This is a genomic window from Arthrobacter sp. TmtSoilC48 (assembly GCF_059739425.1).
The window spans coordinates 3,795,060-3,809,115 of sequence record NZ_AP046049.1; the positions used below are offsets into that span (position 1 = coordinate 3,795,060).

General features: G+C 63.2%; 12 protein-coding genes. 10 read left to right on the forward strand and 2 right to left on the reverse strand.

Annotation, left to right across the window (positions count from 1 at the left end; genetic code table 11):
- The first annotated feature begins 18 nt into the window (after positions 1-18).
- The gene (locus AC6I97_RS17515) at positions 19-693 is read left to right on the forward strand and encodes a haloacid dehalogenase type II (RefSeq protein ID WP_224091862.1); all 675 of its coding nucleotides are present in this window, start codon (positions 19-21) and stop codon (positions 691-693) included.
- Positions 694-764: 71 nt separating this feature from the next.
- Here AC6I97_RS17515 and AC6I97_RS17520 read toward each other — a convergent pair whose 3' ends face one another.
- The gene (locus tag AC6I97_RS17520) at positions 765-2,213 is read right to left on the reverse strand and encodes a sugar porter family MFS transporter (protein ID WP_497945601.1); all 1,449 of its coding nucleotides are present in this window, start codon (positions 2,211-2,213) and stop codon (positions 765-767) included.
- A 133-nt stretch (positions 2,214-2,346) separates the two neighbouring features.
- Between AC6I97_RS17520 and AC6I97_RS17525 the strand changes: the two genes are divergently transcribed.
- On the forward strand, positions 2,347-3,366 hold the full coding sequence (locus AC6I97_RS17525) for a LacI family DNA-binding transcriptional regulator (RefSeq protein WP_497945603.1): 1,020 nt from the start codon (positions 2,347-2,349) through the stop codon (positions 3,364-3,366).
- Between the two features lie 160 nt (positions 3,367-3,526).
- On the opposite strand, the gene AC6I97_RS17530 is transcribed toward AC6I97_RS17525, so the two are convergent.
- The gene (locus AC6I97_RS17530; RefSeq protein ID WP_224167488.1) at positions 3,527-4,123 is read right to left on the reverse strand and encodes a dihydrofolate reductase family protein; all 597 of its coding nucleotides are present in this window, start codon (positions 4,121-4,123) and stop codon (positions 3,527-3,529) included.
- A 196-nt stretch (positions 4,124-4,319) separates the two neighbouring features.
- On the opposite strand from AC6I97_RS17530, the gene AC6I97_RS17535 reads away from it, so the two are divergent.
- The 8 genes from AC6I97_RS17535 to AC6I97_RS17570 all read left to right on the forward strand — a co-directional run bounded on the left by AC6I97_RS17535 (position 4,320) and on the right by AC6I97_RS17570 (position 14,017).
- The gene (locus AC6I97_RS17535; protein WP_224091845.1) at positions 4,320-4,745 is read left to right on the forward strand and encodes a hypothetical protein; all 426 of its coding nucleotides are present in this window, start codon (positions 4,320-4,322) and stop codon (positions 4,743-4,745) included.
- A gap of 149 nt (positions 4,746-4,894) precedes the next feature.
- On the forward strand, positions 4,895-7,627 hold the full coding sequence (locus AC6I97_RS17540) for a GMC oxidoreductase (protein ID WP_497945606.1): 2,733 nt from the start codon (positions 4,895-4,897) through the stop codon (positions 7,625-7,627).
- Positions 7,624-9,654, forward strand: coding sequence for a hypothetical protein (locus AC6I97_RS17545; protein WP_497945609.1), 2,031 nt, complete (start codon positions 7,624-7,626; stop codon positions 9,652-9,654). The genes AC6I97_RS17540 and AC6I97_RS17545 overlap by 4 nt, the downstream gene beginning before the upstream one ends.
- On the forward strand, positions 9,651-10,706 hold the full coding sequence (locus AC6I97_RS17550) for an alpha/beta fold hydrolase (RefSeq protein ID WP_497945611.1): 1,056 nt from the start codon (positions 9,651-9,653) through the stop codon (positions 10,704-10,706). Before AC6I97_RS17545 ends, AC6I97_RS17550 begins: the two co-directional genes overlap by 4 nt.
- Positions 10,703-11,689, forward strand: coding sequence for an acetoacetate decarboxylase family protein (locus AC6I97_RS17555; RefSeq protein ID WP_497945615.1), 987 nt, complete (start codon positions 10,703-10,705; stop codon positions 11,687-11,689). Before AC6I97_RS17550 ends, AC6I97_RS17555 begins: the two co-directional genes overlap by 4 nt.
- Positions 11,686-12,168 carry a DUF1772 domain-containing protein gene (locus AC6I97_RS17560; protein ID WP_224166867.1) on the forward strand — a complete coding sequence of 161 codons (483 nt, stop codon included), beginning with the start codon at positions 11,686-11,688 and terminating at the stop codon, positions 12,166-12,168. The genes AC6I97_RS17555 and AC6I97_RS17560 overlap by 4 nt, the downstream gene beginning before the upstream one ends.
- On the forward strand, positions 12,165-12,659 hold the full coding sequence (locus tag AC6I97_RS17565; RefSeq protein WP_497945619.1) for a hypothetical protein: 495 nt from the start codon (positions 12,165-12,167) through the stop codon (positions 12,657-12,659). The genes AC6I97_RS17560 and AC6I97_RS17565 overlap by 4 nt, the downstream gene beginning before the upstream one ends.
- Positions 12,656-14,017: a patatin-like phospholipase family protein gene (locus AC6I97_RS17570; protein WP_497945621.1), complete on the forward strand. Its 1,362-nt coding sequence runs from the start codon at positions 12,656-12,658 to the stop codon at positions 14,015-14,017. The genes AC6I97_RS17565 and AC6I97_RS17570 overlap by 4 nt, the downstream gene beginning before the upstream one ends.
- Positions 14,018-14,056 lie beyond the last annotated feature (39 nt).

Sequence of the window (14,056 nt, forward strand, 5' to 3'; positions counted from 1 at the left end):
CTTAAGAACGGACGAATCATGGCAGACACGAACTTTCGGCCGAAGTACATCTCCTACGATGTCTACGGAACGCTGATCAATTTCAACATTTACCCCACCACCCAGCGCTTGCTCGCCGATCGCATCCCCGAAGAACAGTGGCTTGCCTTCAAGAAGGTATTCCGCGCGTACCGGTTCGACGAGGTCAATGGCGACTACAAGCCCTACGTCGAGATCCTTCAGAGTGCCTTTGACCGCGCGTGCAAGCGGTTTGGCATTGGACCGACCCCGGGTGCCGGCGCAGAGCTTGCTGAAGCGGTACGCAGCTCCGTCGCCCACGAGGATGTGCCGGCTGCGCTGAAGCTCCAAGGCGACAACTACAAGCTGGTGGCCCTGTCCAACGCCGACGACAGTTTCCTGGACATCAGCATTCCCAAGCTCGGTGCAGAGTGGCACGCTGTGTTTACCGCTGAGCAGGCCCGGGCCTACAAACCGCGTCTTCAAGCGTTCGAGTACATGCTCGATACCCTGGATGCCAGGCCGGAGGACTTCCTGCACGTCTCCTCGCATCCCCTGTATGACCACATCCCGATGTACAACCTGGGCTTCCGGGACCTTGTCATGCTGGACCGTGGTGCTGAACCCTTCGCCGACGGGTACAACATCGCCACTGTGAAGTCCCTGGACGAGCTCAATAGGCACCTCGGTCTGTAGATATTCGCAAAAACCGCCGGAGGGGAACGACGCATTAAGCGGCGCTCCCCTCCGGCGGTTTGGAAAACCGGCTAGTTCTTGTGCACCAGGTAGATGGCGCCGGTGGTCACGTCCTCTTCGAGCGCCTCCAGCGTACGTCCCCGGGTTTCCGGGACCTGGGTGTAGATGAAGACCAGGGCGAGGATGCCCACAACACCAAACAGGAAGAACGTTCCCGTGATACCCATCCCGGCAACGAGTGTGGGGAAGAAGAGACCCAGCAGGGCGTTTGCGATCCAGAGGCAGAAGACGGACAGGCCGATGGCGAAGCCGCGGACGTGCAACGGGAAGATCTCGGACAGCATCACCCAGACCGCAATGTTCAGGAACGTCTGCATCGATCCCACGAACGCCACAACCAGGAAAAGGATCACGAACGGCCTGGCTGCATTGCCCACGGGGAGGACGATCGACGCGATGCCGATGAGGAAGTGGCAGACCGTGGTCAAGGTGAAACCAAGGAGCAGCGTGGTGCGGCGGTTAACGCGCTGCATCAGCGTCAGTGCAATGACACCCCCGACGACGGCGATCACACCGGGCGCGATGTTGGCGATGAGGGCGGCGTTGGAGTCGAATCCGGCCTCAACGAGTACGGATTGGCCGTAGTACATGATCGAGTTGATGCCCGTCAGCTGTTGAGCCACACCCAACCCGATGCCTACAAGAATGATGCGCAGGATCCACTTGTCCTTCAGTGCACCCCATGAGGTAGCCCTCGATGCCCTTTCTTCGTCCGCGAGGTGCTTTACGTCTGCCATTTCTGCCTCGGCGCGATCGTCCGAACGAATGGTCTTCAGCACCGCCAAGGCCTCCGGGTTTCTGCCCTTTGAGATCAGCCAGCGAGGAGATTCCGGCATCCGCAGCATGCCAAAGAACAGTGCGATGGCGGGAAGGGCGGCAACAGCGAGCATGATCCGCCAGACCCCGTCAACTTCGCCCCAGACATTGCCGATGATGGCGTTGACAACGAACGCAGCCAGCTGGCCGATGACGATCATGAGTTCGTTCCGCCCGGCCAGGGAACCACGGATTTCGTAGGGCGCCAGCTCGGCAAGGAAGACGGGCACCACAGTGGAAGCACCGCCTACGGCCAGGCCGAGGATAATGCGCCCAATGACCATTACCTCGAAGCTTGGCGCCGAGACACAGGCCAAGGTACCAGTGAGGAACAGCACGGCCAGGAGGATGATCGTCTTCCTGCGGCCCCAGCTATCGGAGAGGCGGCCACCTCCGACTGCTCCGGCAGCTGCGCCAAACAAAAGCGAACTGGTGACGATTCCTTCCGTGAGCGGCGTCAGGGCGAGGTCGGCCGTCATTGGCCTCAGTGCGCCGTTGATGACACCCGTGTCGTAGCCGAACAGCAGGCCGCCGAACGTTGCCACCAAGGCAACAAGGCCCAGCCGCTTACGGTGTGGGCCATTGGTTAGCGGGGGAAGGGCGGCATTGCCGGTTCCTTTGCTCTGCGTTTGCGTAGCAGACATCAGGACTCCTTTGTCAGTGTGTTGCGGGCCATACTCGCCCGCGCTGAATCCAGACTAACGCGCGAAAGGCTTAAATGTAAGGTCAAACTAACAAATGATGAATTTACCCGCTTTGCCCGTGGGAGGATGAACTATGGCTCCTGACCCTCAACACCGCCCCGCCACGCAAAGCGACGTCGCGCGCGAAGTGGGCGTGTCCCGCACCTTGGTGTCCTTCGCCTTTCGCGGCGCGCCAGGTGTCAGCCACGAGACGAAGCAGGCCATCTTCGAGGCCGCGAAGCGTCTCGGGTACCGGCCCAACGCGGTAGCAGCCGATCTGGCACGCAAGCACCGTTCCGCCGTCGGGCTTTATCTGCTGGATATCCGCAACGAGATTTACGCTGATGTCCTCAGCGGCGTCCGCACGGCGCTCCCCCAAGACAACAACCGGCTCATCCTGAGCGTTTCGCGGTCCGTGGATGGTGTGGATCCCGGCGCGCTGGAATCGCTGATTGAGGCCCGGGTCGGAATTATCATCGCCGCGACGCTGCTGGACTCGGACGAACACGTGCAGGAGATGGCCCGGATCGTCCCGCTGGTGAGTGTGACCCGGCCGGTGCCCGGCGTGGACAGTGTCTACTCGGATGACCTTGCGGGGGCTCGGGCGGCAACTGAACATCTACTTGGCCTCGGGCATACGCGCATCGCCCATCTCTCTGGCCCGGTCTACGACGGCCACGTCGTCCGCCGCCAGAGTTACGAGCAGACAATGCGGGCCGCCGGACTCACGCCGCAGACGGTTGCCGCAGAGGACTTCACGCCGGACGCAGGAGAGCGGGCCGCCGCACAAATACTGAACCAGCACCACCGGCCCACGGCAATCTTCACCCACAACGACCAGCTGGCCCTCGGCGTCCGTGAAGCGGCCTACGCACGGGGACTCTCGATTCCCGAAGATTTGTCCCTTGTGGGCTACGACAATTCCAGGACAGCACACCTGCACGGCATCGACCTCACATCCGTGGATTTGCATGCCGTTGAATTGGGCCGGACCGCCGGCACAGTAGCCCTGGAGCGGCTCAATAATCCGGATGCCCCTATCGCCGACGAACGCCTCATGCCGCAGTTGGTGGTGCGCAACTCCACGGCGCGGGTCAGGGGCGCAGCCGGTTAGTTGAGTTTTACGTGTGGGTCGGGGTCAGCCGTGAATGGGTTCGCCAGCGACCTGCTGGTCGGCGAGGTTGATGAAAGGCTCAAGGTGAATGATGAATGGGCTGGATGTGGGTGCAAGCTCCAGCGCTGACGGGACGTCTTAGCGGCCGTGACGCGGCCTCTTAACGGCCCACGCTATACCGCACATGGGTGACGAGTTTGGTGCCGGCCACTTCCGTGGGTTCAAGCTTGAGATTGCCCACGCCGTCCAACAACCGCTCGCCTCCGCCCAGGATCATGGGCGAAATGTGGAGCCGCAACTCGTCCATCAGCCCTGCGTCCAGGTACTGGCGGGCTGTCCGGGCTCCGCCGGCGATGGCTACGTCTTTGCTTCCTGCGGCCTTCCGTGCCTGGGCAAGGGCGGATTCGATCCCGTCGGTCACGAAATGGAAGGTGGTGCCGCCCTGCATCTCCAACGGCTCATGCTGATGGTGGGTCAGGACGAAAACCGGCGCGTGATAGGGCGGTTCCTCACCCCACCATCCCCGCCATTCCTCGTCCCACATGTCCGGCCCGGGGCCCGCGAACATGTTCCGGCCCATGATGAAGGCACCTGCAGCGAGGATTTCTTCAACCTGGGCCGCGTTGGCTTCGGCCTCTTCAAACATCCATCGGTGCAGCAGCTCTCCGCCGTCGCCCAGTGGCTCCGACATTCGCTGGTTGGGACCGGCGACGAAGCCGTCCAGGGAGATGGTCAGATCGCACGTCACTCGACTCATTTGCCCATCATGCCACTGGGAAACCCGATAGGGCGTTGCTTCCTGACCTTGTTTGGCGACGAGTACCGCCATAATCAACCTCCTTTGGGTGATTTGTGGGCCAGTGACAGCCAAAGAGGGTCAGGAAGCCAGTGGCCACCCTCGCCAAATCCCCACCCGCGGCGGAAACTGGGGCTACACATCTCAGGAGGACCACATGACATCCGTGCTGTTGGAGCGACTCAACATCCTGGTCGGTGAATGGGAGACTACTGCCCCCGGCATGGACGCTGTGGGCCGAACAACGTTCGAATGGCTGCAGGGCGGCGGTTTCCTGATCCAACGCTCCACTGTGGAGAGGCCGGAATTCCCGAATGCTATCTGCACTATCGGCGCTACAGGATCAGACGGCGCACTCCAGCAGCACTACTTTGATTCCCGAGGAGTCGCCCGCGTCCTGGACATGACCCTGGAAGGGAATGTGTGGACCCTTTTCCGGGATGGCCCCGATTGGCCGCAACGCTACATTGGCCACATCAGCGAGGACGGGAACACCATCACAGGCCGCTGGGAACGGGGAAACTACCTCGGTGCACCGCTTGAGCACGACTTCGACCTGAACTTCACCCGGATCATCGCGTGACATCCGGCCGGCCGCGCTGGATCACAGGAATAACTCCACCTCATGGACAGATCCCCGGCCCGGTGGGAACATAAGGGCGATAGTCCGGAGGCACCGCCCGGTCACGCCGGAGCTGCCTTCATGTCAGCTTTCCTCTGAGAGGAACGGCCATGGGTCGTCTGGGGACCGGGAACAGCGGGAATACGGGTGCGGATCCCGCACCCGATCCGGCACGCCACAGTGCACAGGACATCGAAAGACACCACATCGAAGAAGTTGACGCCGTGGTGGTCGGTTCCGGGTTCGGTGGTTCGGTGGCTGCACTTCGCCTGGCCGAGGCCGGACAATCCGTGGTGCTCATGGAACGTGGCAAGCCCTATCCGCCCGGTAGTTTCGCGCGTTCGCCCGCGGAGATGGGCCGGAATTTCTGGGACCCGGACCGCGGTCTGTATGGGCTTTTTGATGCCTGGACATTCCGGGGCACGGAGGGCCTGGTGTCCAGTGGCCTGGGCGGCGGTTCTCTAATCTACGCCAACGTCCTCCTGCGCAAGGACGAGAAATGGTTCGTCAACGAGTCCCCCATCCCTGGCGGCGGTTACGAGAATTGGCCTTTCACGCGGGCGGACCTTGACCCGTACTACAAGGCCGCAGAAGACATGCTCCAACCGGTCCGTTATCCGTACCATGACACGCCCAAAACCCTGGCCATGGAGAAGACAGCCGCAACCCTCGGCCTACCCATCAGCAGGCCACCCATTGCCGTCACGTTTTCCACGGAGCCCACCAAGGAACCTCAAACCAACAGGCCACTCCCCCTCCCGGAGTACGGCAGCATCCACGGTCCAAACACCGTCCGGACCACGTGCACGCTCAGCGGTGAATGCGACATAGGCTGCAACGCCGGTGCCAAGAACACGCTGGACCACAACTACATCTCGGCAGCCGCTCATCAGGGGGCGGATATCCGCACATTCCACGATGTCCGCGGGATCAGGCCACTTGCAAGGGGAGGATACGAGGTCCGCTATGTGGTGCACGATCCTGAGCGCCAAGGCGAACTCCTCAAGGAACGAATCATTCACTGCCGCCGGCTCATCCTTGGCGCCGGCACGTTCGGCACCAACTTCCTGCTCCTGCGTAACCGAAGCTCACTGCCCGCCCTGAGCGACGCCCTGGGCACCCGTTTCAGCGGCAACGGCGATCTGCTGACGTTCATCATGGGCGCCAAAACTCCTGGCGCGAATGGTTCGCCACCGGGAGTGCGAACACTCACCGGCAGCCGCGGGCCAGTCATCACCACAGCGATCCGGATTCCCGATTCCAACGACGACGACGGCGATGGCCGCGGCTACTACGTGGAGGACGCCGGGTATCCGGCCTTCATGAACTGGCTCATGGAGACCGCCCAGCTCAGCACCACCGTTAAGCGGACAGCCAAGGTTGCCCGTCAACTGCTGAAGGACAGATTGTTCGACGCCGGGCGGTCCAACGTTTCGGCCGACCTCGCCGCCGCACTGGGTGACGGTCGCCTATCCTCCAGTTCCGTGCCGCTGCTCGGGATGGGAAGGGATATCCCCGACGGCGTCATGACCCTTCGCGACGGAAGGCTCGCTATCGCATGGACCATGGCCACGTCCAAGGACTACTTCGGACGCGTCCGCGGAACGATGTCCGAGATCGCCAAGGACCTCGACGGGGACTTCATCGACAACCCCCTGTGGTGGGCCAAGCGCGTCATCACGGTCCACCCGATTGGCGGCGCACCATCCGGCCGCCATCCCGGCGAGGCGGTGTGTGACTCCTATGGTGAGGTGTTCGGTTATCCCGGCTTGTTCGTCATGGACGGGGCAGCCATGCCTGGCCCGGTGGGCGCCAACCCTTCGCTGACCATTTCCGCTTTCGCCGAACGCGCATGCCACCACATCCTGGAGGACGGCCACGTCCTTAAAGACACTTACAGTGCCGGACACAGGGGAATTTCCCCTGCCGATACTGCCGGAAGTGACGACTGGACCAGTGATGATCTGCTTGGCGCTGACGACACTGCGAACGACGTCGACGCCTCGGTTCCGCGCGAATTGGCGCCGGACGCGACCAAGGGCAAGGGTGCGCGGGAGGAGCGGCCTGCGAGCGCAGTTGAGGATGGCGCAGCTGCCACGACGGGAACCAGGAGCCGTGGTTTGGGGTTGCCGCAACTGCCGGACCAGCAACCGGCTGCAAGAGACGCGCGGACGTCTGTACGGTTCACGGAGCAGATGCATGGCTGGTTCAGCCCGGGAATCACTGACCCGGAGAAGGGGCGAAGCCTGGGCAGGGACCGGAGCCGCAGGATCATGTTCGAGCTGACGATTACCGCAGAGGACATGGACGCGTTTGTGGAGGATCCGAGCCACCCTGCGAAGGCGGAGGGGTATGTGCTCGCAGACTTTTTCGGTGGCCGGATGCCTGTGGAGCGCGGCTGGTTCAACCTCTTTGTGGAGGACGCTTCCGACGACGGCAGGCCGGCCAGGCGCATGCTGTACCGGTTGTGGCTGCGGGACCCGGGCGGGACACCGTTCACGTTCACCGGGTACAAGTTGATCCATAACGAGGCAGGGCTGGATATTTGGCAGGACACCACAACGCTGTACGCGAGAATCCTGCGTGGCCACGTTCCGCCGTCGGAAGCCTCTGACGTCCAAGAGCCCGGCGAGGAGGACGTCTTCGGTGCCGGGATTCTGTACATCCGCCCGCTGGACTTCGCCAAGCAGCTGACCACCTTCCGTGCCGAGGGTCCGGCGCTGGCCGCGGGTTTGGCGTCCTTCATGAAATTGTTCGCCGGTGAGTTGTGGCAGGTCTACGGGCGGGGCCTCAAACGGGTTCCGTTCCCGGTCCGGAGCCCACTGCGACGGCCACGCAGATGAAGAGCTGGGAGCTTGCGAGGCATCGTGCTGTCCTGGGCTTCACTCCCCAGGCAGCGGTTCGCTGGCTCTCGCCGATGTCCCTGGCACGGACGGCATTGAAGGTCATGGCAGCTACTGTGTTCGCGGACTTCGGCGACAAGAGGGAACTCGAGGGGAGCTTCCCTGGGGATCCCTTGCGCTTGGACAAACTCCCCGTCCCTGGCCAACCGGCCCAGCCGCCGGTCACAAGCCGAGGGCTCCCGTCGCCCGGGGAGCTTGAAGCGTCCCGCACCGCAAAGCCCAGCGAGCCCTTGGCGCCCGTGGACCTATGGCTCGATTACACCGCCGATCTTGGAGACGGCTTCGACGCGACCTACTCCGTCGCGCTGCTGCTTGCCGAGGACAAGCTAACGGTTGACGGCCATGATCTTCCCCGCGGGAGGGTCCTGGTCCTGGGCGGCGATGAGGTGTACCCCGTTGCCTCACCGGCCGCCTACGAGAACCGGATGGCAGGACCATACCGGATGGCGCTCCCCAGTCCTGCGTTGCAGGGCCCGCTGAGCGCCCTAAAACCCGTGCCAAGCACGCAGAGTGGGCCCCACAACGAGACACCCATCATGCTCGCGCTCCCCGGCAACCACGACTGGTACGACGGCCTCACTTCGTTCATCCGGATGTTCACCCGGCAACGGAGCATCGGGGGCTGGCGGACCATCCAGACCCGCAGCTACTTCGCGGTCCGGCTCACGGGTCAATCGCCCACGGAGGCTTCCGGCGAACGGCAGGACGGCACGCCCGGCTGGTGGATCCTGGGCCTGGACAGCCAGCTCGGACAGTACATCGACGAACCACAACTGGACTACTTTTACCGGAACGTCACCCTCCGGCTCCAACCCGGAGACGCCATCATCCTGTGCGTGGCAGCTCCCTTTTGGGTTGACGCCGGGCACCCGGGACCCAATGAGTTCAGGCAGGTCAACTTTTTCGAGCAGGACTACCTTCGCCGTCGGTTCAATCCCGTGACGGGCCTGTTCGAGCCCACCGGCGCAAACGTCCGGCTATGGCTCACCGGCGACCTGCACCACTACTCCCGCTACGAGGAGCAAACCTCTCCTGACGGAACGCAAATGATCACCTGCGGCCTGGGCGGCGCGTACCTTTCAGACGCCCATTGGCTCCCGGAGCACCTCGTCCTTCCCTGCCACGACAACGCGCCGGGCCTGTCCTCCAGCGTCACCCAAACCGGAAACGCCCACGGCGGCAAGGACCAGGAACCCCCACCCCGCCATTTCACCCGCATGCCTACCCTCTACCCGGACCAGGGAGATTCCCAGTTGCTCGGTCCCCGGCTCGCGAACCCCTTCTCGCAATATTGGCTTCCCATCCGCAACCCTGGCTTCGGTTTGTCCCTGGGCATTGTGCACGTGATCGCAGCACTAACGCTTTGGACAGTCTTCAGCGCCTTCCGCGGGGAATCCTTCGTGGACAGCCTCCGCAGCCTGACCCGTGGAAACACGCTGCTCCTCATCGTGATCCTGATCCTTGCGGTGCCGCTCCTGCTCGCAGTCCTCTCACTGGTGGCACGGCTACTTGGGCTTGCCAAGGCAGGAATCGTGGTCTTCACCCGCGGCGCGCTCTACCAGCTGTCCGCGCTCGCGGTGGGTGCCGCCGTCGTGATCCTGCTTCCCTGGCCGAACGGCTGGCCGGACGTCGTCATCCTGCTGCTGGCGCTTGCGGCGGTGTACCTGGGCGGCTGGGCCGTTGGCAGTGAGGCCTTCGCCCTGTTCATCCTGGCGACGCCCAGCGGGGAGGTCTCTACCTGGAAAATGTCCGGCCAATCCATCGAAGACCATAAAGGCTTCCTGCGCCTCCACCTCGCCGCCGACGGCACCCTCACTGTCTACCCGCTGGTGGTGGACACAGTCTGCCGCGATTGGCAGCTGGCCCGGAACGACGACGGCGCGCGGCTGGTTCCGGAGTCCGGCCTGCCCGCCGTGCGGCTGCTTGAAGAACCCATCACCATCACGCGGAAAGGAACCGCACCATGATCATCACCCGTGCCGAGCACCGGACCGAGGTCATCCCTTTCCGGGCCCGGGACAACACCCCTTTGAGCCTGGTCCATGTGACATCGCCCGTGGAGGTGACCAAAGGGCCGGTCATGCTGGTCCACGGTTCCGGCGTCCGGGCAGAGCTGTTCAGGCCTCCGGTCCGGACCACCATAGTGGACGTCCTGCTGGAGGACGGATGGGACGTGTGGATGCTGAACTGGCGGGCATCCATTGATCTCGATCCCCTGTCCTGGACGCTCGCCGACGCCGCCGTGTACGACCACCCGGCCGCCGTCGAGCACGTGTTGAACGCCACCGGCGCGGAAACGATGAAGGCCGTCATCCACTGCCAGGGATCGACGTCGTTCACCATGTCCGCGGTGGCCGGTCTCCTGCCCCAGGTGGACACGATCGTCTCCAACGCGGTCTCCCTTCATCCCGTGGTGCCGGCGTTCTCGCGGTTGAAGATCGACTACCTGACGCCGGTGGTCAAGGTCTTTACCCCCTACTTGTCCCCGGCGTGGGGCTATAAATCGCAGGGCTACTTCACGCGGGCCATCCGGGGCCTGGTCAAAGCCACGCACCGCGAGTGCGACAACATCGTCTGCAAGATGGTCAGCTTCACCTACGGCAGCGGCCGCCCGGCCCTTTGGGCGCACGAAAACCTCGACGACGCCACCCACCAATGGCTCAGCGGTGAGTTCGCCGAGGTCCCGGTGACGTTCTTCGAGGAGATGGGCGGCAGTATCAAAGCCGGGCACATGGTGGCTGCCGGAGACCATCCTGAACTGCCGGATAACTTCGTGGCCGAGGCTCCCCAAACCGATGCACGATTCGCATTCATCGCCGGGCTGGACAACCTCTGTTTCCTTCCCGAGAGCCAGCAACGCACCTTCGAATTCTTCCAGCAACACCGGCCCGGAAAGGACTCCCTCCACCTCATCCCCGGCTATGGCCATCTGGACGTCTTCTTCGGCGATCACGCATGGCAGGACACCTTTCCGGTCATCGTCCAGGAGCTCAACGGAACCAAGGAACCGAACTCATGAAAACACTCACCGAACTGGTTACTCCCCTGCTCAAGCTCATGCCGTCCCCGGTTCCCCGCCGCCAGGAACGGCTCCGTGGCCAGCACGCACTGGCCGATGGCATCAAGTACGTCATGCCGGTCAATTCCGACGACTCCCCCGTGCTCATGGCCGCTTTCCCCATCAACAAGAAAGCCGCGGCGGCAGCACTCCCGGGCACGGAGATGCGGCCCTTCAGCCTGGGCGGCAAAGGGCTGTTGGTGGTCACGGTGGTCAACTACAAGTCAACGGACATCGGCAAGTACATCGAATACTCACTGGCCATCGCCATCACGCACGGCAGCAGGCCGGCCCCACCCATCCTCCCGCTGATCTTCCAAAAAACCTTCAAGCTGGGCCAGTTCGTGGTGGACCTCCCCGTCAGTTCCGAGGTTTCCGTCAAGGGAGGCAAGGGAATCTGGGGCATGCCCAAGCATCAGGCCAACCTGGACTTCGTGGTCACTGATTCCACCGTGTCAGCACAATATGACAAGGACGGCCAACTGGGTTGCTACATCGAAATTGAACGTCCTGAACCCCTGGCGTTGCCGCTGAAACTGGCAGCCTCAAACTATTGCGTCTTCCGGAACATGCTCTGGAAATCCGACATCTACTTCGAAGCCACCGGAGACATCGCCCTGGGCGCCCAGGCCAAGGCGCGCCTCATCCTCGGTGACGCGCCCGGCGTCGAGCCTTTGAAGAACCTGCAGGTTGAGAGTAAGCCGGTCTTCACCGCCTGGCTGCCGCAGGCCCACGGTGTCCTGGACGACCACTACGAAGCCTGGTTCCTCACGGCACCCTCAGAATCCGCTGCCGCCGCCCTTCGGGGAGGCGACATGCTGGACAGCGTCGTGAACCTGGGCCAGAGCCAGGAATGGCTGGCACCGCCGGACCGGAGCAGGACCGCAGGCACGGCACCAGGCTCCGGCGCCATCCCCCGCGCTACCCCGGGAAGCATCCAATGAACTGGCTACTCCTCATAAACGCGCTCTACTTCCTGTTCGGCGCAACCATGTACGTGGGCACCATGTGGGTCCTCAAATTCTTCCTGTACCCAACATGGCGCTCGTTGGCCCGCGAAAACGTAGACATGCACTTCGGTATCCCCACCCGCGCAGCCACCAAGTTCTTCACCATCGTTGTGCCCATCATGTTCATTTCCGGCGGCATCCTGGTGTGGTCCGAGTGGGGCACCATCCGCGTCATACCAGCCATCATTTGCCTGGTGGGCATCATCGTCCTGACCTGGGTGGGCCAGGGCATCATCATCCCCATCAACAAGCGCATCCGCGGCGGCGACTTCGCAGACGACGCCGAACTCCGCTCCCTGCTCAAACGCTGGATGATGCTCAACGACATCCGCTTCTACGTCTCAACACTGACATGGGCCGCGATGGTGTGGCTGCTCGTTGACCGCGGTCGCCTGCTGGAGTCCTTCGCATGACCGCCCATCAGCCGGCACAGCCGGCCCACCATCACGAGCCCCATAACCAGCCTCACCACCAGGCCCGGCGCCCCGGCCTGATGGCCTGGGCCACCGCCGATCCACTGCGCGCCGTCCTGGCAGCGATTGCTGTCATCACGGTCCTGACCGGTGCCGTGCAGGTTCCCTTTGGCGGCACGGTCCTGCAACTGATCGGGGCCGACTCCACGCCCGGAATGCGGCAACTCTTCGGCACAGTGGGCATGTTCATGGTGGTGGTGGGCGGACTGCTCCTCCACACACTGCTCAACGCCGTGCCCTCCCCCGAGGTGGTGCTCTGGTCCGGGCTGCAGAAAACCGGGGCATTCGGAGCCGTCGGAATCGGGGTACTGAACGGCGTCTTCTCACCCATCGCGCTGCTGGTGGCTTTCTTTGACCTCGCGACGGCGGTGCTCCTGTTCCTCTATTGGCGCAGGATCAGTGGAGCCATGGCAGCAGGAACCGAACTGTGAAGCGTTCTTTGGTGCTCGCCGGTGGCGGAATGCGCGTAGCCTGGCAGGCCGGCGTCATGCGGGCGCTCGCCGAGGAAGGCCTGGAGTTCCAGCATGTTGACGGCAGTTCCGGAGGGATCCTGACGGCGGGGATGCTGCTGTCCGGGGTGACACCCAAGGAAATGTGCACGCGCTGGTCCGGCGTGGACGTTAAGGACTTCGGCTCGGCACTGCCGATCGGTGACTACCTCAAGGGCCCATGGGCGCTGCCCGCTATTGGTGACGCGGACGGCATCCTGAACAAGGTCTTTCCCGCCCTGGGGATCAACGACGCGACTATCCGTAGCCGCACGGCGGAACAGGGCGCCGTCGAAGGTTCCTTCAACGTGGTGGAGTTCACCGGGAAGCAATGCCACGCCATCGATGCCACAGCGATTGACGCGGAGCTCATGGCCGCAGGAATGTCGCTTCCCCTCTTCCTGACACCGCTGCGGCGGGACGGGAAGATCTGGACGGATGCGGTCTGGATGCGTGACGCCAATGTAGCCGAAGCCCTGCGCCGGGGAGCCGAGGAAGTGTGGCTGATTTGGTGCATCGGCAACTCGCCATATTGGGGCGACGGGCCCTTGGAGCAGTACGTCCACATGATCGAAATGAGCGCCATGGGAGCCCTCCTTGCGGATTTCGAGGTTGCAAGCGCGGCTGGACGCGAGTTTGTCCTGCATGTGGTGCGTCCTGAACATCCGCTCCCGCTTGACCCCGAGTTCTATCTGGGAAGGATCGACGCCGACACCCTGATCGGCATGGGTTACCGTGACGCCCGGGCGTACCTGGACACCATGACACCAGCCGGCGTACCGAAAGACGCGGGTTGCACCGCCATGACAGAACCGGCTGCGGGCGTCCGTTTCAACGACACCCTGCGTGGAGAACTGGATGGCTCACCCCTGACGTTCAAAGCCACCGTCATGCTGCCCACGGCCGGGTCCGGTGCGCCCGCGCAGTTCACGGGATACCTGGAGAACCCGCTCTTCGGCGGCCGCGTCTTTTTCGCGGATGGACGCGTTGAAACGGAAGGCCACGACGTCACCTACCGTGCACGGATCAGGCTCGACGGCGGGTGGCAGGACGTGTCCCTGACGCGCACCTTGCGGGACGATCCCGGTCCGGATGCCTGGACCGACTCGCGCCAGGCAGTATTGCACGTTCACGGCATGCAGGTGGACAAACTGACTGCCGGACTAACCATGAGCCTTGCCGACGCCGCAGGGCTTCTGGCCTCGGTAGAGCCCGTGGGTGCCCACGGCTTCGTTGACCGGGCAGAGGCAGTGGCCAGCTTCGCTGCCAACGGTTTACGGGAGTTGCTGGCACGGTACTGACCGCCACTGTGATCCACGTTATTACCGGCGGGTAAACAG